Here is a 19,491-nt window from a genome sequence, read left to right as displayed (position 1 = left end):
GATCCACTCTTCCCGATGCTGCATCCCACTTGGAACGCAGGTCCATTACAGCGCCAGCACGCTTCAGTATGACGCGTGCCGGCGCTCCAAGGGGTCTCGGTACGGCGGTATTCAGTCGGTGTGGCGAGCAGTCACGACGAAAGTGGTACCAGCAAGAGGTTCTCCCAGCGGGGTCGCTGCCCAGGCTGCGAGCTGGGCGTTGTCGCCACTGCTGAGGTTCAGCAGATTGACCAGTTCGTCGAGGTCAGGTGTGGTCGACCGACGACACGCGAGGATTGAATCGCCAGAGGCTGCGCCGTATTCCTCGTCGGGGTCGTCGGGCACCCATCGGTAGATGCCGACGCTCCAGGCATCCTGCGGCGAATCTTCATCCGGAAGTGGCGCTGATATATCGAGGAAGAAGTTGTCACGTTCGTCGCCCCAAGGGTCGTCCTCGACGAGGAACTCGCCGAGCTCCAACCGCGCTCCGGTATTGGTGGACTTGACGTACGCGTCGTAGAGCAGTTGCAGGTCGGCGACCGCCCGGCGACGATCCGCGGCATCCCCTTCGTCTTCTTGCTCGTCCAGACGATGCCGAGTCGCATCGCTCAACGCCTCCTCCGAAGTGACGAACGGCGCGTCGTTGTCCCATACCCGGCGAAGCTCATCCGTAGGCGGTCTCACGCCCTCGGAAAACTCGGCCAACCCATGCCTTAGGTCGCGCGCCTCGACTTCCAGCTCGGCGGCTATCGCAGTTCGTACAGGCGATGGGGCGGCAGCTGTCGCCTCGTCCAGGTCCTTGAGGGCATTGGCGAGACGCAGCATGACGTGCTGATACCAGAGGCTATGCGCGCCGACTCGCAGCGCGAGCCGGGCCTCCGGATCCACGAGCGCATCGATGTGGTCGGTGGGATAGCGGCGATAGCGGTCGTCTCGCTCGTCTTGGACGCTGACCGGCACGGTCGTGTACGCCGAGACGCGGTTCAGCGCGTCGACGATCGGGCCGGCAACAGCCTGGTTCTCAACGCTGGTGACAGTTGCGGACAGAACGCCGCTCGGTCCTTGGTAGGTGGCGAGGATCTGGACCTTGCCACGGCTTGGGTGCTGGGAATAGATCGTCACAGGTTTCCTCCTGCCTCGGCGCATGACGCCCCGAGGACGAGAACGAGGTACGGGGACAGAGACGGTGGCGCAGGCATAGTCCCGCGCTCCGTGTCTCGAAGAGATCTGGTGGATGCTCAGGTACATTCCCGAGCCCCTTGCCACCGATGATGATACACAGCCGGGTCAAGGGGCAACCCGCGGCGTCACTAGCCATCCCAAGCTGGCGCATCCGTCGAGAGAATCGGGCGTGCGTAGCCAGCGCCCTCCAACGCTTGTCTCGGCCCAAGGAACGGCCTGGGTTCGTCTCAGGTCTCATCAACGGCGCTCCACCGCCCCTAGCGTGACCGCAACCGGGTCATTCGGAGCTCACGCCCAACTTGGGGCAACAGGGATACCAGGCAGGGCCACTATTGACGCCAGGACGAGGCCACGAGCAGCCCCTGCACGGCCCGACAGCTTCAAGATTCCCGAGGGCATGCACCCCCGGTCACGGTCCGAGGCGCGCTCTTACACGCGGTTGAGTGGCAGACCCCGCCCGCACACCGGCGCGGCCTACACCTCTGCGGATACCTGCAGAAACCCGCCCGGCTTTCCGTACTTCTTCTCGTACCTGGCTGATCCGGTGCGAGAAGCAGGCCCTCTGACTTCGGCGTTTTGCCTGGTCAGAGGGGCCTTGGTGGAGCCGCCTATCGGAATCGAACCGATGACCTTCTCATTACGAGTGAGACGCTCTGCCGACTGAGCTAAGGCGGCGTGGCCCGGGGGCCGATGCAAGAGTGTAGCGGGATGGCGGGCTGATTCCGAATCGGATACCTGGGTGGGTCAGGGGTGGAGCAGGCCGGCTGCTTGGAGGTGGGCGAAGATCAGGTGGTCCACGGGGGCGATGCGGGCGGTGTCGGTGGCTGAGAGCCAGACGAGTTCGGCGATCTCGCTCGCGGGGGCCAGCGTGCCGGAGTACCGGGCGGTGTAGCACGTCATGCGGACGATGACGCCGTCCGGCTGGCCATGGGCCTGGGCCTCGAACGTGCCGAGGTGTACTGCGGTCGCCGGGTCGATCCGGACGGAGAGCTCCTCGGCGATCTCGCGGACCAGTGTCTCGACGTCGGACTCGCCAGGCTCGCGCTTCCCGCCGGGGATGTAGTACGCGTCCTTGCCCTTCGATCTCGTACTGAGCACCTTGCCGTCCGCGAGCTCGATCCAGGCCACCTTGTCGATCATCTCGCCATCCTCGCATCGGCGGGAATGGCCGGAACCCGGGGGCGGCAGGCCGCGTCGTACCGGCGTACGACCCGGGCCGGGAAAGGCCGGGGAATAGAAGTTGCGGGAAATGCATTGACTTCGGTTAGCGCCTTGGGTGAAACTAATGCCCGCAAGGACCAACAGACTAGGAGAGCACCGTGACCGGCAAGCAAGAGTTCAGGAAGACGTGGCGCGAACAGCGCAACGCCATGCCTGCTTGCCTGCGATCCGTGCGCCTGTACGCCGATATCCACCAGCTCGCGGGGAGTCTGAGCCCGGCCTACGGCGGTCCACCTGACTGATCATCCAGATCGTCAGGAGCCGCCAGAGCCCGGGAGACCCCGGATCTAGGCGGCTTTTTGTTTGTCCACTCACGTCGGTGCGCAATGGTTGCAAGCCGGACTCCAAATCCGTGTTGCGAGGGTTCAATTCCTTCCACCGATGCTTTTTGCTGCCCACGGGCCGCAATTCGAAGAATTGACAACTGGATATGCCATTGCAATACCCCGGCACACCCGAAACGACGGGTGCGCCGGGGAGTACGAGCTGTAGGCCAGCGGCCAGGCCACCTCATTTGGGATGAGGGGAACGGGAGTTCGAGTCTCCCCAGCTCGACCAGGCGCCCGCAGCATGCTCAGCTACCGGCCGAGCGAGCGCCAACCAAGGGTCGACGGCAGCGGTCAGAGGAGGCTCTGACCCGCCACCGCCGCCCACGCACGTGCCCTGCGCCGGAAATCCGAAATCCGGCGCAGGGCCGGTGAACGCCCGTGGCCCAATTGGAGAGGGCACCTGCCTACGAAGCAGGAGGTTGCAGGTTCGAGTCCTGCCGGGCGTGCTGTGTCCGAGGCTGAAGAGGTCGAGGCACCGGGATGTGGCCCCGGAGGAAGCGGGTTCGAGTCCCGCCGGACACCCCAGTCGTTGCGATGGGTCAATACGCCACTACAGCCGGTACCGCAGGCGCAGTACCGGCTCGACGGCAGCAGTACGTAGTACAGGACACGCGGCTCTAGCCCAATTGGGAGAGGCGTCTGGCTTAGGACCAGAAGGTTCAGGGTTCGAGTCCCTGGAGCCGCACCGAGACGGAGCCGCACCGAGAATGGCGCCCCGGCAACTACCTGTCGGGCACACTGGAGGAGAGGAGGAACCAAGCATGAGCGGTGTCATAGTGCTCAACGCCTCATATGAGCAGCTCCACGTCGTGTCGGTCCAGCACGCCATCCGGATGCTCGTCCGGGAGGTCGCTGTCGTCGAAGAGGCGCACGACGGCGCCAGCATCGGTCCGTTCCCCTTTCCCCGCGTACTACGCCTGGTGCGGTATGTCGTCACCAAGTGGCGCTACGCGTCCGGCCGGCTGCAGTACACGCGAGCCGGCGTGCTGAGGCGTGACAAGTACCGCTGTGCGTACTGCGGTAAAGCGGGCGCCACCACGATGGACCACGTCGTACCCCGGTCCCGTGGCGGCCGCGGCGAGTGGCTGAACGCCGTCGCCGCCCACGCGTCCTGCAACGAGAAGAAGGGCGGCCGCACGCCCGAAGAGGCCCGCATGCCACTGCTGTGGCAGCCGTGGATCCCTTCGCGTGCTGAGTTAGCACTCTGACGTCGTACCCACCGGTGCCGCGTCAGAGCGATGCCAGGTGGGTGCAGGCACCCCACCCTCGGTTCTGACCCGAGGTCCCGCAGGTTCGAGTCCTGCCCTGGCAGCTTTGTGCGCCGTACTGGGCTCCCGGTACGGCGTACGCGGGGATCGCGTCGGCACGCGAGCGACTTTTGCACGGTCACTTCACCGGGTTCGACACCCGGGATCTCCACGTAAGCCAGGCAGAGTAAGCCGAGTTTCGGCCTATCGGCAGCCGTCTCGAAAACGGTCTGTCCCTCAACGGGGCGTCAGGGTTCAAGACCCTGCTCTGCCGCAGACAAACGACACAAGGAGTGGGGATGAACGTTCAGTACCCGGTTGAGCTGAGTGGGGCGAAGAGCTCCACTCTGATGTGGGCTCAGGAGCATGAGGTGGGGGCTGCTGCTCTGCAGCAGCTTCGGAACATCGCGGCGTTGCCGTGGGTGCACGGCGTTCGGGTGATGCCGGATGTGCATCTGGGTAAGGGGGCGACGGTTGGGTCGGTGATCGCGATGTACCAGGCGGTGTCGCCGGCTGCGGTCGGGGTCGACATCGGGTGTGGCATGGAGGGCGTGCTCACGTCGCTGACGGCTGCGGATCTGCCGGATGATCTGGCAGGGATCCGGTCGCGGATCGAGGCCGCGGTACCGGTTGGTTTCCGGGCGCACGAGTACCCGGTGAGTGTGCGGAAGCTCGGGCTGGATCGCGGGTGGGATCGGTTCTGGGGTTCGTTCACGAGCCTGCACGGTGGGGTGCAGGATCGGGAGAAGAAGGCGCACCAGCAGATGGGGTCGCTGGGTGGCGGCAACCACTTCATCGAGGTCTGCCTGGACGACGATGACCGGGTCTGGCTGATGCTGCACTCGGGGTCGCGCAACATCGGCAAGGAACTGGCCGAGCGGCACATGCGGATCGCGAAGGCGATGCCGCACAACGCCGACCTGCCCGACCGCGACCTGGCGGTGTTCCTGGCCGGTACGCCGGAAATGGACGCGTATCGCCGGGACCTCACCTGGGCGCAGGAGTACGCCTCGCGGAACCGCGCGGTGATGCTCGCCCTGGTGATGCAGGCGGTCCGGAAGTCGTTCGCGCAGGAGGTCAAGTTCGAGCAGCCGATCTCGTGCCACCACAACTATGTGGCGGAGGAGACGATCGACGGGCTCGACCTGCTGGTCACCCGCAAGGGCGCGATCCGGGCGGGTGCCGGTGACCTGGGGCTGATCCCGGGGTCGATGGGGACGGGCTCGTACGTCGTCCGCGGGCTCGGCTCGGAGCAGTCCTTCTACTCGGCCTCGCACGGGGCAGGCCGGCGGATGAGCCGCAACGAGGCGAAGCGCCGCTACACGGTCGACGACCTGATCGCGCAGACCGCTGGGGTGGAGTCCCGCAAGGACGCCGGCGTGCTGGACGAGCTGCCTGCGGCATACAAGGACATCGAGGCGGTCATCGCCGCGCAGTCCGACCTGGTCGAGGTAGTCGCCCACCTCAAGCAGGTCATTTGCGTCAAGGGTTGAGCGCAGTGGCTGTACACAAGGGCAGGAAGTAGTCGGACGTTCGGCCGGGCGCCACGCTCACGGAGGCGGCGCCCGGCCGCAGTACGGGCACTACTTCCTGTCGTTATGCACACTTCCCATTCCGCAACACGCTCCACAGGCCGCCAGCCGCCTAACGTTCGGCCAGCTGAATCCCCAGCCCGGTGGCTAGCCGGGGAATCTGGAGTACCTGCGGACCGGATGGTGGCCGGCACTGGGTGGCGATCAGCGATTCATCGTGGCCAGTCGGCTCCGGGATAGCTGCGTCCTTCGCTGGTCGTGGTGGTGCGTGTCAAGAGTCGAAACTGGTCCACAGGCTCGGCAGATTGGAGAGGGTGAACGTGTCTCTTGGGAGTGCGCTGGATGCGATCCGGCGGGACCTTCGGAATACCGGCGGGATCGAGTTGCGGATCTCGGAGGAGCCTGCGACCACGGATCCTTGGTATGAGTCCGTTCTGCTCTTGTCTGGGCGACGGTCGTCGACCGGGGTGCTTGCGCCGGTTGAGATGGCGGACGCCGAGCGGTTGGTGCATGTTGCTGATCAGGTGCAGGAGTTCGTGTTCGAGGAGTTGGCTCGGCTCGAGCTTCCGGCGACCTGGCCCGAGTGTCCGGAGCATCCGGCGTCGCATCCGCTGACGCCGGTACTGGCACCCGGTGGTCCGTGCTGGCAGTGCCCGAAGTCGGGGGACGCGGTCAGCAGGATCGGCGAGCTAGCGAGCTAGCCGGTACTACGACGACGCAGCGTCGTGCGAAACGGCGTCGAGACGTCGTACTAAGAACCTGTTCCCGGAGTCGCCGGGGGCATCGGAGAGCTCGGTCGTCGTGGGGGCACGGCGGCCGGGCCGGGGTGAGGTCCGCCTGATGGCAGGGGCAGCGGTTTGCTAAACCGTCGATCGGCTTCGGCCGGTCCGTGAGTTCGAATCTCACTCTCACCGCGCAGGGACAGTGAGCCTCGTTGGTCCAGTGGTCAGGACGTCCGGTTGTCAGCCGGGAGATCGCCGGTTCGAATCCGGTACGGGGCGCAGGGCCGGCCGGGGCGAACCGGCCGGCCCGTCCAGGCGAAAATCCAAGCCCCGTTGGTCTAGTGGATAGGACGTCCGGTTCTCAGCCGGAAGGTCGCCGGTTCGAATCCGGTACGGGGTACTGGGCAGGAGCGCCATCGTGGGAGAGATGGGGCGGGTTGTAATCCCGTTGCTTCGGCTGAGCGGGTTCGAATCCTGTCTCCTGTACTACCGGCGCGCTCGCGCCGGGTATGGCGGTGTGTCAGACAACCAGCAAGGAAGGAGGACCGGCCATGGCCGATCTGAGGAACAAGCGTAGGAAGATCCCCGGTGGTAGGACCGGTGCTCCGGTTCAGCAGGGGCATGCCTTACGGCGCGTGCACCTTGCCTGCGGGCACGTGCAGCGCGATCGGATCGCCCACTCGGACGATCACGTGTGGTGTGAAGCAGACTGCGCCGACTGGGTCCGAGTCGTCTCGGTCGACGAGTAGCGAATCTCTGTACGCCGGCCACGGCGGCCGGCGTACAGAAGACTCTCTGGTGACGGATGCACGCCCGACCCTCCGAAGGCTGGGTCCCTGGTTCGACTCCAGGCAGGGAGACTAGAGGAAGAGCTTGTCGGGGTTGAGGAGGTTCGTCGGGTCGAAGACGGATTTGAGTTGGCGTTGCAGGGACAGGCCGATCGGGCCGAGCTCTTGTTCCAGCCAGCGGGCCTTGAGCTTGCCGATGCCGTGTTCGCCGGTGATGGTTCCGCCCAGAGCCAGGCCGAGGTTCATCACCGCGCCGAACGCTTCCAGGGCACGCGCCTCGGCCGCGGGGTCGTCGCGATCGAAGACGACGGTCGGATGCATGTTGCCGTCACCTACGTGCCCAGGGCAACAGATCAGTACGTCGTACTTCGTGCCGATCTCCGCGATCCCGTCGAGCAGCGCGACGAGCTTGCTGCGCGGTACTGCGACATCGTCGACGAGCGTCACGCCGAGCAACTCGAGCGCCGGGTTGACCAATCTGCGGGCCTCCAGCAACATCCTGGACTCCTCCGCATCGGATGCCACGGCCACCTCGACGGCTCCGGAAGCCGTGCAGATGCGGGCGATCTCGGCCACATCCTCAGCCGCGCGAGGGCCGCGATCCGACTGCGCGATCAGCAGCGAACCCACCTCGGCGGGCAACCCCATGTCTCGGTAGTCCTGGATCGCCCGAGCCGTCGGACCGTCGAGAAATTCAAGCAGCGAAGGCCGCAACCCCGAAGCCATCACCGCAGCCGCAGCCGCGATCCCGTCCTCGATCGACAAGAAGGTGGCAGCTGCAGTGAGCGCCGCCTCAGGCGCAGGCAGCAGGGCAAGGGTCGCCTCGGTGACAACGCCCAGCGTCCCTTCCGAGCCGACGATCAAGGAAGTCACGTCATACCCCGCAACCCCCTTCGCAGTCCGCCGGCCGGTGCGAACAACCTCACCGGAGGCGAGCACCACCTCGAGACCGCGCACGAAGTCCCCGGTCACGCCGTACTTCACGCAACACAGCCCACCCGCGTTGGTGGCGATATTGCCACCGATCGTGGACATTTCCCACGACGACGGATCGGGCGGATAGAACAGCCCCTGCTCCATAACGGCCCGCGACAGCTCGGAGTTCACCACCCCAGGCTGTACTACCGCGACCTGGTCCTCGACCGAGATCTCCAGGATCCGGTTCAGCCGCGACGTCGACAGCAACAAGCACCCGTCGAGCGCGTTCGCAGCACCCGACAACCCGGTCCGCGCGCCCTGCGTCACCACCGGTACGCCGTACTCCCCCGCCGCGCGCAGCACCTCCTGCACCTCAGCGGTGGAGGAAGGCCGCACCAACACGGCAGGAACCCCGGCCTCGCAGAAGGTCGCGTGGTCGTTGCGATGGCTGTCCAGTACGTCAGGGTCGGTGACGACCGCCTTCTCCCCCAGCGAGGCCCGCAGTCGCGCGATCAGCAAGTCAGTGCTCATTCCTCATCCTGTTCCGCCAGCAGTCGCAGGACCAATTCGGCCCGGCGGACCCGTTCGCGCCCGAGCGCCTCGGCCGTCGCCGCCAGGTGGGCGCCGGCCGGGTAGATGTTGGGCGCGTTCCGCAGCCCCATCTTCAGGTAGACCGGCGCCGCCACCCGCACCACATCCGGTACGTCATAGAAGCGCACGTGCCCGCCCTGATCGTCGGGCACCTCGATGTACATGTCGATCGGTACCGTCGTCACCGCGCGGATCTCGGCGAGCACGGTGATCGGGAGGTCGGTCGACACGTTCAGACTGGTCGCACCGAGCCGCTCGTACAGCGCAGCAGTCGATGCATTGGGCAACGGCATCAACACGGATGTCTTCAATACCAGGTCGGCCGGGAGCTCACCTTCCTTCTTCAGCAGGCCGAGCAACTCCAGTACGCCGAGATCGCCGACCAGCAGGCTCCGTACGCCGAGCTCCACCGCACGGTACGCATCACAAAGCGACGCGGCAACCATGTCATTGCCTCGGGCAACTCCGCCGACAGCGGCCGAGACCTTTGCCTGGCCGCCCGTGTCCCACGCGCCACGCGGGCCAAGGAAGAGGCACACCTCGACGTCATGGTCGGCGCCGAGATTGAGCATCTCGTCGATCTCGCCGTCGGTCAGCATCATCACGCCGCTGCCCTGCGAGACGCGATGCACGGCGACGCCACGCGCCGACGCTTCGTCGAGCACGGTCCGCATCACCGCGGGCCCTTCGCAGCTGGGAATCTCCACCTTGTACTGCGCTCCGTCGCCGAACCGTCGCGTGGAGGCGAACTCGTGAGGCGGCGTGATCAGCCCCCGGTCGGTCAGGAGCGCATGGGCTTCTCGCAGGTTCATCCTTCACCCCAGCCACTCAGCGACCCGGTCGCGTCGGTCAACTCCCGGGCAGACCCGGTGATCTCCAGGTCGAACCGTTCACCCACCTCGGCCAGCAGGGCGGGCGTCACCATCAACTCGTTCGGCGACAGGGTGTCACGGATCCTGGCCAGTCTGAGCTCCGACCAGTCGCGCCGCCCGCTCATCGTCACCGCGCCCAGTACTGCGGCCGCGTCGTCCTCGAGCACCATCGGCAGCCGGGATCTCCGCGCTCCCCCGGCGCCTGAGGTCAGCGCGTTCACGTAGCTTGCTCGCAGGTCGATCTGGGCGAGCATCGATGCCGGGATCACGTCAGCCAGGCCGAGGCCGGACGCGTTTCCGTGCGATGCCTCTGACAACCGGTGCACGCTCACTGCCGCGATCGACGGCGATTCGAACTCGGGGATGCCGTAGACCCAGCAGCGGCCGAGGACGTTGGTGTCCATTCCTGTGCCCGACTTGTCCTTGCCCATCTCGTCGACCACGAGCACGTCCAACGAGTCGAAAGGCAGTCTCGCCATCAGGCCGCTGGCGCGTTGCAGTAGGGCGTTCTCCGCGGCACCGGCGATGCCGTCGGCAATGACCAACTCGACGGCGGCGGTCTTCTCGTGGGCGTTCTCGAGGATCGCGAGGCCGCCCAGGATCTTGCCGGACGCAACTACCATTCGCGCCGCTTGCTCGATTGATGATCCGAGCAACGGAATCCCGCCGGCATGGAGCGCCGCAGCGCCTTGGTGGTTGCCGAGGCCGATCGCCAGGATCTTCCCGAGTCCACTCTCCACCGGTCCGTGGAAGTCGGTGTGCGGTTTCACCCGGTTGATCAGGAGGACGCCGTCGGCCTTTGCGGCCAGGGCGTCGTGGTGGACCGGCGTACCGTCCGGCAGGTTGCCCAGGACAACCGTTTCCATGGTCGCCTCGATCGGGCAGCCGACGGATTCCGGGGTGACGCCGAGGCCTTCGAGCATCTCGCGCTGACCGTCGGTGGTTGCCCCTCCGTGAGAACCCATCGCCGGTACTACGAATGGCTCCGCGCCCGCCGCGCGCAGCCAGTCGACGGCGGCTCGTACGACGGTCACCAGGTCGTGGATGCCACGGCTTCCCGCCGTCACCGCGATCCGGTCGCCCGGGTGGATGGCGCTGGCCAACGGGGCGAGGGCGGCCTGCGCGGCGGCGTACGGGTCGGCTTCGGTGGGGACGTCGTGTAGCAGGCGGCGGATTGGGGTGACCTGCGGCAGTGCACCGGTAGGCCGCAGGCCGCGGACGGCTTCGAAAGGTCCCCACAAGCCACCCGCGGCGGTTGTTGGCTTGGGGGTTGGTGGGGGGTTCTGGGTGGGGGGCATTAGTGGCTCTGGCGGGCTACGGCGGAGCCTGAGTGGCCTATCAGGAAATCTAGGTCGCAGCCGAGGTTGGCTTGGGTTACGTGGTTGACGTAGAGGCGGGCCCAGCCTCGCTCGGCGGGCTTCGTGGGGGGTGGGGCGGATTCCCAGGCTGTTCGGCGTTTGGCCAGTTCTTCTTCTGGGACGTCCAGGTGGAGGGTGCGCGCGGGGACGTCCAGTTCGATCCAGTCACCCGTCTGGACCAGCGCCAGTGGACCGCCTACGGCCGCCTCGGGGGCTACGTGCAGGACTACCGTGCCGTACGCCGTACCGCTCATCCTGGCGTCCGAGATCCGGACCATGTCGTCCACGCCTTGTTCGGCGAGCTTGCGCGGGATGGTCAGGTTGCCGACCTCGGGCATGCCCGGATAGCCGCGCGGGCCGGCGTTCTGGAGGACGAGCACGGTGTCTGCGTCGACGTCGAGATCCATGTCGTCAACCGCCAGGTCGTACTCCTCGATGCTGCTGAACACGAGCGCCTTACCGCGATGCTGCAACAATCTCTCGGACGCCGCCGATTGCTTGACGACGGCACCGTCCGGGGCCAGATTCCCTTTCAGTACTGCGGTTCCGGCGCCACTGCCGAGCGGGTTGCCGACGGCACGGATCACGTCGGTGTCAACGGTTCGCTCGGTGTTCGCAACGTTCTCACCGATCGTCTTGCCGGTCACCGTGATCGCGTCGGCCTTCAGCAGCGGCAGAATCTCGTGCAGCACGGCGGGCAGACCGCCGGCGTAGTAGAAGTCTTCCATCAGGTACCTGCCGGAGGGCTGCAGGTCGACGAGCCACGGTACGCCGCGCGCCCACTCGTCCATGTCGTCCAGCGTCAGCTCGACGCCGACCCGGCCGGCGATCGCGAGCAGGTGGATGACCGCGTTGGTCGAACCGCCGATCGCGGCGTTGGCCCGGACTGCGTTCGCGAATGCGTCCCGGGTCAGGATGTCGCTCGGTTTGAGGTCTTCCTCGACCATCTGGACGATTCGCTGGCCGGCCTGCTGCGCGATCGCGTACCGGCGGGAGTCGACGGCGGGGATCGCGGCCGACCCGGTCAGCTGGAGCCCGAGTGCCTCGGCCATACAGGCCATCGTGGACGCCGTACCCATCGTCATACAGTGCCCGTTGCTACGGGACATGCCCGACTCGGCGGCGGCGTAGTCCTCCTGCGTCATCCGGCCGGCGTTGACGTCCTGGCTGAACCGCCAGACCGCAGTACCGGAGCCGATGTCGCAGCCGCGGAACTTGCCGTTCAGCATCGGGCCGCCGGTCACCACGAGGGTCGGCAGGTCGACCGAGGCGGCGCCCATGATCGAGCCGGGCGTGGTCTTGTCGCAGCCGGTCAGCAGGACGGCGCCGTCGAGCGGGTTACCTCGCAGCGACTCCTCGACGTCCATGCTGAGTAGGTTGCGGAAGAGCATCGCGGTCGGGCGCAGCATGGTCTCGCCGAGCGACATCACGGGGAACTCGAGCGGGAACCCGCCGGCCTGCCAGACGCCTCGCTTGACCGATTCGGCGAGGCGGCGCAGGTGCGCGTTGCAGGGAGTGAGCTCGGACCAGGTGTTGCAGATCCCGATCACCGGCCGGCCGTCGAACACCTCATCCGAGAAGCCCTGAGCCCGCATCCAGGACCGGTGGATGAAACCGTTGCGGTCCTTCTCCCCGAACCAGTGGTCGAAGCTCCGTCGCCCCGTGTGCTGGACTCCGGCGGCTTCAGGCGGTTGCTGCGGGTCGGCGACCGGGGGTAGGTCGCTGTCGGTCGGTTTGTCGCTCAAGGGGAACCTCCGCGGTTGTCGGAGTGCGGGGTGGTTATCGGGTTACGTCGGCTGTGGTGACGGTGCCGTTGAGGCGGCGCGGGATCTTTGCCGGGTTGTCGTTGCGCAGTACTTCGGGGAGTACTGCGTCGGGGATGTCCTGGTAGGCGACCGGGCGCTGGAAGCGGCGGGCGGCGGTGACGCCGACGCTGGTGTGGATGGAGCCGACCGTCGAGGGGAACGGGCCGCCGTGGTGTTGCGCCCAGGAGACGGCTACGCCGGTGGGCCAGCCGTTCCAGAGGACTCGGCCAGCCCGGGCGGTGAGCCGCGGGAGCAGCTCGCGGGCCAGTTCGGTATCCGAGTCCTCCGCGTGCAGGGTCGCCGTGAGGTTGCCTTCGAACGCCTCGATGGCTGCGGTCAGCTCGTCGATGGACGAGTACTCGACGACGATCGAGACCGGGCCGAAGCACTCCTCCAGGATCTCCTCGCGCCGCTCGAGCAGCTCGGCGACAGTCGTACCGAGCAGGGTCGCGGGGCCGTCGCTGAGCACGCGGAGGCCGTCGACCTTGCGGAGGCGATCGAGGCCGGAGGAGAAGCCGGATGCGATCCGGTCGTTCAGCATCGAGGCTGCCGCGACGCCACCGGTTGCCTCGATCAACTTGTCTTCGAGACCGTGTCCGGCAGGCAGGAAGAGGAGCCCGGGCTTGGTACAGAACTGCCCGACCCCGAGCGTGAAGGACCCGACGTACCCGGCCGCAATCTCGTTGCCTCGGGCATCCACCGCGGCCTGGGTGACGAAGACCGGGTTGAGGCTGCCGAGCTCGCCGTAGAACGGGATCGGCTCCGGGCGCGTCACCGCGATCTCGTGCAGCGCCTTGCCGGCCGGCACCGAACCGGTGAACCCGGCGGCGGTGATCCGCGGGTCCTTCAACGCGGTCACGCCGACGTCGTACCCCTGGATCAGGCTCAGCGTCCCGTCCGGAGCACCCGCGTCGCGCAACGCCTCGATCATCACTTCGGCGGTACGGACCGAGAGGTCGGGGTGGCCCGGGTGCGCCTTGACGACCACCGGGCAACCGGCCGCGAGCGCGGAGGCGGTGTCGCCGCCACAGACGCTGAACGCGAACGGGAAGTTGCTGGCGGCAAACACGAGCACCGGCCCGAGCGGGACGAGCACCCGGCGCAGATCTGGTCGCGGTACCGGCTTGGCCTGCGGGTCTGCCGTGTCGATGATGATCTCGAGCAACGATCCCTCGGCGAGCGCGTCGGCGAACATCCGCAGCTGACCGCTGCTGCGGGCGACCTCTCCCCGCAACCGCGCTTCGGGCAACGACGACTCCCGCATCGCGATCGGCACCAGGTCGTCCGCGACGGCGTCCAGCGCATCAGCGACCGCACGGATCCACTCGGCTCGTACTGCGGGCGCCGACGCGGCGAGCGGTCCGGCTGCTGCCGCCGCGTCGCTGAGTGCCTGCTCGAGTTCGGCGGGGGTGGTGTCGGGCGTCATCGGGTCTCCTCCAAGGTGTGCGCTGCCAGGAAGGCGAAAGGTTCCCGGCCGACTCCCACCGTATTCGTCAGCGCGCCGACCTCGCTGATCGAGATCGCCACCTCGTCGCCGGCGCGCAGTGCGAAGTCGAGTTCCGGCACAATTCCGGTGCCCGTCGCGAGGATCACGCCGTCGGGGAACTCGTTCGGCGCGAACAGGACGTCGATCAGGTCCTGCAGCTCTCTGACCAGCTGTTTCGTCGACGTCGTACCGGTGAAGACGTCGGCGCCGTCGCGACGGATCGCGAGGTCGATGGTGAGGTTCTTGGGGTCCGCGACCTCCCAGGCCGGCCGGATCCCGGTCGCCAGCGCGCAGCCGCCGGCGAACACCTTCGCCTGCGGGATGTAGAGCGGGTTCTCGCCCTCGATCGAGCGGGAGCTGACGTCATTGCAGATCGTGAATCCGACAATCTCGCCGTGGCTGTTCGCGACGATCGCGAGCTCGGGCTCCGGTACGTCGTGACCAGAGTCGGCGCGGATGCCGATCTGCTCGCCGTCCGTGACGAGTCGCCAGGCCGGCGACTTCGGGAACAACTCCGGCCGCGGCGCGGAGTACACGCGGTCGTACACCGATTGCTCGGTGCTCTCCTCCATCCGCGCGCCGCGGGATCGCTCGTACGTGACACCGGCGCACCACACCTCGCCGCGGCCGTCGAGCGGTGGCAGCAGCTGCACATCGGCCACCGGTACGCCGTCGCCGAGTTGGCCGGTCGCCGAGCGGAGCTCCGCCGTCCTCAGACGCAGGAGCTCCGCCATGGTGGCGATCCCGCGAACCGGTGCCACCGTGTCACCGGTTCGGACGCCGGCTTGCGGCCGTTGTCCAGGGAGCAGGTACCGGACCAAATGCATTGGTTCCACCTTTCGAGGGAATTCACATCGAGGTGCCGAGGAGACCACGGGTGATCTGGAAACCTACGTTGCCGGATGCAACGGCCTTCGGGATCAGTTGCCTGCTCGCTACCGCCGCAAGGGTTACCAGGGCTGCCGTTGCCTGCTGCTGCGAGTTGCCCGAGGCAACGGCATCCAGATCATCGCCGTACTGCGCGACCGTCTCCGGGTCGCTGCTGAACTCCACGACGGGGACGAAGCGCTGGGCCGACAAGGTGCCGCTGGCAACATGTGCGAGTACCAGCTGGACGCCGGCGGCGCCGAAGCCCGTGACGGTTTCCATCCAGTCGGTGCCTGGCATCCGCATCACGTGCCAGCCCTTCGCGGTGAACCGCTGGCCGTGGGCGATCGTCGGGCCGACCGCGGCGGGCGAGCCGAAGGCGGCGTACCGGAAGGTCTTGTCGGCCAGGAGCGCGCCTCTCGAGGAGAGAACTGCGGTGCCGCCGGCGGCGACTATTTCGCGGCCGGTCAGGGCGAGCGCCTCGGCGGTTTCAGGGGTGAGCGGTCCGCGGGCTTCGAGGGCGACGGTCAGTTCACCGAGGGTGCTTGGGACTTCTTCGGGCGCGGGGAGGTTGAAGCTGCCGAACCAGTCGCGGACGCGGCCGGTGACTGCGTCGAGGCCGCCGTCGGCCTGGATGCTCGCCCAGCCGAAACGCGACGGGTCGGCACCGGCCTCGACCAGGCGGGACCGGAAGTAGTCGTTGTGCGTCTTCTCGCAACCGTGCTCGAGGAGCAGCGCCAGCCTGGTGTTGGGGTGCAGGAGGTAGCCGAGCATCGTGCGCGCGAACGTCTCCTCGGACGCACCCCCGCTCGACCCACATCCTTCGGTATGCGGCAGCGCGACCATCCGCGTGACGGCGTCACTCGCCCACCGCTCCAACTCACCCTGGGTCGCCAGCCGCAAGGCGATCTGCCCGGAGCACAAGCTGGTCGGAAGGATGAGCCCGACGGCTTCGGGAACGACGCGACCGTCAACTCGCAAAAGCTGAAGCACGGCGGAGGCGGCGGCGGGGGCGGCGGGGGCGGCTGCGGAGGCGGCGGCGCCGGACGCGGCGTAGCCGGCGAGGTCTAGTGGGGCGCCGGGGAGAGGGGCGTCTCGGTCTTCGGCGGGAAGGTCGAGGAGGTTGCGGGTGGTGCGGCCGTCGGTGGTGATGGAGATGCCTTCGCGGGGACCGTTCTGGCGCCAGTTGCGCCAGATGGAGACCTGGCTGTGGCCGGCGCGTTCGCCTGCGGACGGTTCGCCGGAGGCCACCCGGACGGTGAGGTCGAAGGTCTCGGTGGTGAGGTCGTCCATCGGGGTGCCGGTCAGGTAGCGGCCGGCGTCCACGTCCATCTCGGCGTGCAGTAGGTCGTACCGGGTCGTCGTGGTGACGAACTTGATCGTCGGGACGAACGGGAAGTTGGTGATCGAGCCGTTCCCGGTGGTGAAGAAGATCAGGTTGCAGCCGCTCGCGACCTGGCCGGCGACAGACTCCAGATCGTTGCCGGGGCTGTCCATGAAGACGAACCCGTGGCCCGGCATCGGCGCGGCGTAGTCGATCACGTGGTCCAGCCGGACGTCGCGATCCAGCTTGCGCGCGGCGCCGACGGACTTGAGAACGATGTTGTAGAGCCCGCGATACACGTTGCCGCCGGACGGGTTGCCCTCGGCTGTGTGCCCGTGCCAGCCGACGCGTTCCTTGAACGACTGCACGGTTCTCAGGAACTTCCTGGCCGTCGGCAGGTCCCGGACGTTCTTGAGAACGTAGCCTTCGGCGCCGATCAGTTCATCGGTCTCAGCCAGTACTGCGATGCCGCCGTGCCGGATCACCTCGCGCGCGACCGCGCCGGACAGCGGGTTCGCGCTGACGCCCGAGAACGCGTCAGAACCACCGCACTGCAAGCCGATCCAGAGATCCGCGAGCGGAACCTCCTGCCTGGCTTGCGCGGCGACGACCGGCAACCACGGCGCGACCAGCTGACCCGCGGCCGCGAGGTCCGCCTCGAATCCGGCCTTCCTGGTGAAGTACGCGTGGGGCACGCGGATCGGCGGATAGCCCTGCTCGGCCATGAAGTTCTTGATCGCCTGGCCGGAGACGAGTTCGCCGTCGGTGTCGACGATCAGGACCGCGCCGACGTTGGGATTCAAGGCGAAGCCCGCCAACGTGGCCAGCAGGAGGCGCAGGTTGTTCGGCGTACCGTCCTCGCCGCCTTCGGTGTGCGCAACCGGTACTACGAACTCCTCGTCGATCCGCTGGGCGAGTTCGGTGACGAAACCGCTGCTGCGGGAACTCGTCGCGAGCAGCACGACGTGGTTGCGCGTCCCGGCCGGTCCTTGCTCGCGGGGGTAGCCGAGAAAGGTCCCGGGCTGCTCGACCGAGGTGACCTGCCGGCCGAGATTGAGAGCCGTTTCGTCGAGTTGGTACGGATCGAGGGTCTCGTTCCTGGCGCTGGGCTCCCGGGGAAGGCCGTCGACACCTCGGGCTGCCACGGCGGCGAGGCTGGTCGGCGTACAGACGTAGTCGCCGACTTCGAGGTCCCGGAGGGCTCTGGCGAACGGGGTGTGCCAGGAGAGCAGCGGCTCGCCGGTGGCGACCGGGCGGGCGACGAAGCGATGGCCTTCGAGCACGGTGTGCGGCAGCGTCACCGGCGTACCGGCGACGTCGATCACGGTGCCGGCTTCGAGGCGGCGCGAGGAGATGGCGACGTTGTCCCCCGGCTCGGGTAGTACGCCGATCTCGTCGAACCTGAGCATCGTTTCCGCCTCCGGGTGGCTGGCTGGGCTGGAATCGTGCATGATGCATGATTACCGGTGCCACCTTGCCGAACTGCGCGGGCTGGGTCAAGGGCACGACCAGTCCCTGGAGAATGGGGCCCGATGGACCAGACAGTGGAGCCGCAGGATCGCCGGTTGCTGCGGCGGCAGATGCTCGCCGACGACGTCTACGAGGCGATCAAGACGATGCTGATGGACCACGCGATCAGGCCGGGCGCGCGGATCTCCATCGACGGCCTGGCGCGCGATTTCCAGGTGTCGTCGACGCCGGTACGAGAGGCGCTGGCGCGACTGGAGTCGGAGGGACTGGCGGACAAGGAGCCCCTGAAGGGGTATCGGGCCACACCGCTGCTCTCGTTGGCGGAGTTCGACGACCTGTACCGGTTCCGGCTACTGCTGGAGCCGTGGGCAGCGCGGCGGGCCGCCGAACTCATCGACGCCGGTGGGCGGGATCGGTTGCGCGCGGAGCTCGCGACCGCCGTTGAGCCGACGTCGGTCGACTACGCCGGGTACAAGTCACTCACCGCGCACGACAACCGCTTTCACACCCTCATCGCCGGCCTGTCAGGCAGCGAGCAGGTCCGCCTCGCCTTCCAGCGAACCCACTGCCACCTGCACATCTTCCGCCTCCACTACGACCGCGACACCGGACCCGAAGTACTGGTGGAGCACCGCCAGATCGTCGAGGCGATCGCATCCGGTGCCCCTGCCGCGGCCGAGGCCGCGATGACCAAGCACCTCGACAATTCGATGTCGCTTCGACTGCGCAAGGTGTACGAGCAGTAGAACTTGATACTAGGGCGGCTGGGCCAGGGCAGCGGCAGTCATGCCCCCGTCGATGGCGAGCGCGGCACCGATGAAGCGGGATCCGGATCGACACGCGGCCTGAACCCCACGGCGCACCGGCGTCCATCGATGCCGTCGTCGCCGACCCCGGAGCGTGTAGGCCGCGGCATCCGGTACTGAGGAATGGTGCGCGCGGGTCGTGCCGGACGCACTGGGGATCGCGTTCACCGCCGGTCTACCGGGTGGGTTCCGCGGTGGTCGACGATGAATTTGAAGCCGTGGCGGGTGGTCCATTCGAGGGCGTCGTCGTTTAGGCGGCGTACCTGCCAGCCGCCGTGGGTTTTGACCCGGTGGCTGAATCGCCTTAGCGGGATGAGGTTGTCGGTGTTTGTTTGTTTTGGTGGGCCGTCCGGTCTGAACGGTTCGATGTGGTCGAGGTCAGCGGCGCGGCTGCTTTCGCCGGTGCCGTAGACGAATTGTTCTGCTGGGTAGCGGAGTTTGATTCGTTCGCGGATGCGCTGGGGGATCTCGTAGGAGTCGACGGCGAGCTTGTCTTTGAGGTCGATGACGGGCTTGAGGGTGATGTGGTGGTGGCCGATGAGTTCTTCCAGGCGGGTGACGAGTACGGGGCCGAATCCTTCGACGCGCGCGACGCCTTCACCGGCGAGGAGTGTTTCGTCGGTGATGTGGAGGTAGAGCGTCGTTCCGTTGTTTTGCCGTCGTGCGGCTTGTTTGAGGTTGGCGAGCTTCCCGATGAGTTCCCGACGTGCTGCGCTGTCGAAGTCGGGCGCCTTCAGTGAGGAGGCGACGGAGTCATCGGATCCGGGAGTTTCGCTGAATGCGTCAGGCATGGCGGGACCTGCCTGCTCGTCGGCACCGTCGTCGTCGGCATCGGCATCGGCATCGGCATCGGCATCGGCATCGGCATCGGCATCGGGCACGTCGTCCCATGGCCAGCGCCCTGGGTGCGGATCCACGGGTGTCTCTTCCGGGGCGGGAGCATCAGAGGTGGAAGGTGCCGCGGAAGCAGCGTCGGCTGACGGCGCGACGGTCG

14 protein-coding genes, 12 tRNA genes and 1 pseudogene are annotated in these 19,491 nt (G+C 67.2%); 16 read left to right on the top strand and 11 right to left on the bottom strand.

The window, feature by feature from the left end; genetic code table 11:
• Positions 1-111 precede the first annotated feature (111 nt).
• The 3 genes from G3I17_RS21970 to G3I17_RS21960 all read right to left on the bottom strand — a co-directional run bounded on the left by G3I17_RS21970 (position 112) and on the right by G3I17_RS21960 (position 2,301).
• The gene (locus G3I17_RS21970) at positions 112-1,101 is read right to left on the bottom strand and encodes a hypothetical protein (protein ID WP_164599252.1); all 990 of its coding nucleotides are present in this window, start codon (positions 1,099-1,101) and stop codon (positions 112-114) included.
• A 659-nt stretch (positions 1,102-1,760) separates the two neighbouring features.
• A tRNA-Thr gene (locus G3I17_RS21965) sits at positions 1,761-1,836 on the bottom strand.
• Between the two features lie 69 nt (positions 1,837-1,905).
• Positions 1,906-2,301 carry an NUDIX domain-containing protein gene (locus tag G3I17_RS21960; protein WP_164599250.1) on the bottom strand — a complete coding sequence of 132 codons (396 nt, stop codon included), beginning with the start codon at positions 2,299-2,301 and terminating at the stop codon, positions 1,906-1,908.
• Between the two features lie 179 nt (positions 2,302-2,480).
• Between G3I17_RS21960 and G3I17_RS21955 the strand changes: the two genes are divergently transcribed.
• From G3I17_RS21955 to G3I17_RS21885, 15 genes are all read left to right on the top strand, one after another.
• The gene (locus G3I17_RS21955) at positions 2,481-2,624 is read left to right on the top strand and encodes a hypothetical protein (RefSeq protein WP_164599248.1); all 144 of its coding nucleotides are present in this window, start codon (positions 2,481-2,483) and stop codon (positions 2,622-2,624) included.
• A 73-nt stretch (positions 2,625-2,697) separates the two neighbouring features.
• Positions 2,698-2,766, top strand: a tRNA-Trp gene (locus G3I17_RS21950).
• Positions 2,767-2,864: 98 nt separating this feature from the next.
• Positions 2,865-2,940 (top strand) — tRNA-Pro (locus G3I17_RS21945).
• A 143-nt stretch (positions 2,941-3,083) separates the two neighbouring features.
• Positions 3,084-3,157: transfer RNA gene (locus tag G3I17_RS21940), tRNA-Arg, on the top strand.
• Between the two features lie 2 nt (positions 3,158-3,159).
• Positions 3,160-3,236, top strand: a tRNA-His gene (locus G3I17_RS21935).
• An 86-nt stretch (positions 3,237-3,322) separates the two neighbouring features.
• Positions 3,323-3,396 (top strand) — tRNA-Leu (locus G3I17_RS21930).
• Between the two features lie 76 nt (positions 3,397-3,472).
• Entirely contained in the window at positions 3,473-3,919 is a 447-nt protein-coding gene (locus tag G3I17_RS21925; protein WP_164599246.1) for an HNH endonuclease, read from the top strand.
• Positions 3,920-3,950: 31 nt separating this feature from the next.
• A tRNA-Gln gene (locus G3I17_RS21920) sits at positions 3,951-4,023 on the top strand.
• A 116-nt stretch (positions 4,024-4,139) separates the two neighbouring features.
• A tRNA-Ser gene (locus tag G3I17_RS21915) sits at positions 4,140-4,232 on the top strand.
• Between the two features lie 76 nt (positions 4,233-4,308).
• Entirely contained in the window at positions 4,309-5,451 is a 1,143-nt protein-coding gene (locus tag G3I17_RS21910) for an RtcB family protein (RefSeq protein WP_203590618.1), read from the top strand.
• Between the two features lie 353 nt (positions 5,452-5,804).
• Positions 5,805-6,191 carry a hypothetical protein gene (locus G3I17_RS21905; RefSeq protein WP_164599242.1) on the top strand — a complete coding sequence of 129 codons (387 nt, stop codon included), beginning with the start codon at positions 5,805-5,807 and terminating at the stop codon, positions 6,189-6,191.
• 124 nt (positions 6,192-6,315) lie between these two features.
• A tRNA-Ser gene (locus G3I17_RS21900) sits at positions 6,316-6,404 on the top strand.
• A gap of 14 nt (positions 6,405-6,418) precedes the next feature.
• A tRNA-Asp gene (locus G3I17_RS21895) sits at positions 6,419-6,491 on the top strand.
• A 48-nt stretch (positions 6,492-6,539) separates the two neighbouring features.
• Positions 6,540-6,612, top strand: a tRNA-Glu gene (locus tag G3I17_RS21890).
• 4 nt (positions 6,613-6,616) lie between these two features.
• Positions 6,617-6,698, top strand: a tRNA-Tyr gene (locus G3I17_RS21885).
• A gap of 374 nt (positions 6,699-7,072) precedes the next feature.
• On the opposite strand, the gene G3I17_RS21880 is transcribed toward G3I17_RS21885, so the two are convergent.
• Genes G3I17_RS21880 through G3I17_RS21850 form a run of 7 tightly spaced genes read right to left on the bottom strand, consistent with a single transcriptional unit; the run spans position 7,073 to position 17,630 of the window.
• Complete coding sequence (locus G3I17_RS21880; protein WP_164599240.1) at positions 7,073-8,449, bottom strand: FAD-linked oxidase C-terminal domain-containing protein; 1,377 nt, start codon at positions 8,447-8,449, stop codon at positions 7,073-7,075.
• Complete coding sequence (locus tag G3I17_RS21875) at positions 8,446-9,321, bottom strand: U32 family peptidase (RefSeq protein ID WP_164599238.1); 876 nt, start codon at positions 9,319-9,321, stop codon at positions 8,446-8,448. The genes G3I17_RS21880 and G3I17_RS21875 overlap by 4 nt, the downstream gene beginning before the upstream one ends.
• Positions 9,318-10,622 carry a hypothetical protein gene (locus tag G3I17_RS21870; RefSeq protein WP_203590589.1) on the bottom strand — a complete coding sequence of 435 codons (1,305 nt, stop codon included), beginning with the start codon at positions 10,620-10,622 and terminating at the stop codon, positions 9,318-9,320. The genes G3I17_RS21875 and G3I17_RS21870 overlap by 4 nt, the downstream gene beginning before the upstream one ends.
• Positions 10,623-10,678: 56 nt before the next feature.
• A complete protein-coding gene (locus G3I17_RS21865; RefSeq protein WP_203590588.1) occupies positions 10,679-12,484 on the bottom strand; it encodes an IlvD/Edd family dehydratase in 1,806 nt (601 codons plus the stop codon).
• Between the two features lie 34 nt (positions 12,485-12,518).
• On the bottom strand, positions 12,519-13,970 hold the full coding sequence (locus tag G3I17_RS21860; RefSeq protein ID WP_164599234.1) for an aldehyde dehydrogenase (NADP(+)): 1,452 nt from the start codon (positions 13,968-13,970) through the stop codon (positions 12,519-12,521).
• Positions 13,967-14,857 carry a fumarylacetoacetate hydrolase family protein gene (locus G3I17_RS21855; protein WP_164599232.1) on the bottom strand — a complete coding sequence of 297 codons (891 nt, stop codon included), beginning with the start codon at positions 14,855-14,857 and terminating at the stop codon, positions 13,967-13,969. The genes G3I17_RS21860 and G3I17_RS21855 overlap by 4 nt, the downstream gene beginning before the upstream one ends.
• A gap of 22 nt (positions 14,858-14,879) precedes the next feature.
• Positions 14,880-17,630 (bottom strand): UxaA family hydrolase, encoded by a 2,751-nt coding sequence (locus G3I17_RS21850; protein WP_203590587.1) that lies wholly within the window; start codon positions 17,628-17,630, stop codon positions 14,880-14,882.
• Between the two features lie 123 nt (positions 17,631-17,753).
• On the opposite strand from G3I17_RS21850, the gene G3I17_RS21845 reads away from it, so the two are divergent.
• Positions 17,754-18,437, top strand: coding sequence for a GntR family transcriptional regulator (locus tag G3I17_RS21845; RefSeq protein ID WP_164599228.1), 684 nt, complete (start codon positions 17,754-17,756; stop codon positions 18,435-18,437).
• Positions 18,438-18,661: 224 nt separating this feature from the next.
• On the opposite strand, the pseudogene G3I17_RS21840 reads toward G3I17_RS21845, so the two are convergent.
• Positions 18,662-19,491, bottom strand: a pseudogene (locus G3I17_RS21840) (hypothetical protein); the annotation flags it as partial.

It is taken from the genome of Streptomyces sp. SID13031, assembly GCF_010548305.1.
Taxonomy (GTDB): Bacteria; Actinomycetota; Actinomycetes; order Propionibacteriales; family Kribbellaceae; genus Kribbella.
Note: the sequence above shows the minus strand (reverse complement) of the source record. Positions and strands in the feature narration are given on the sequence as shown.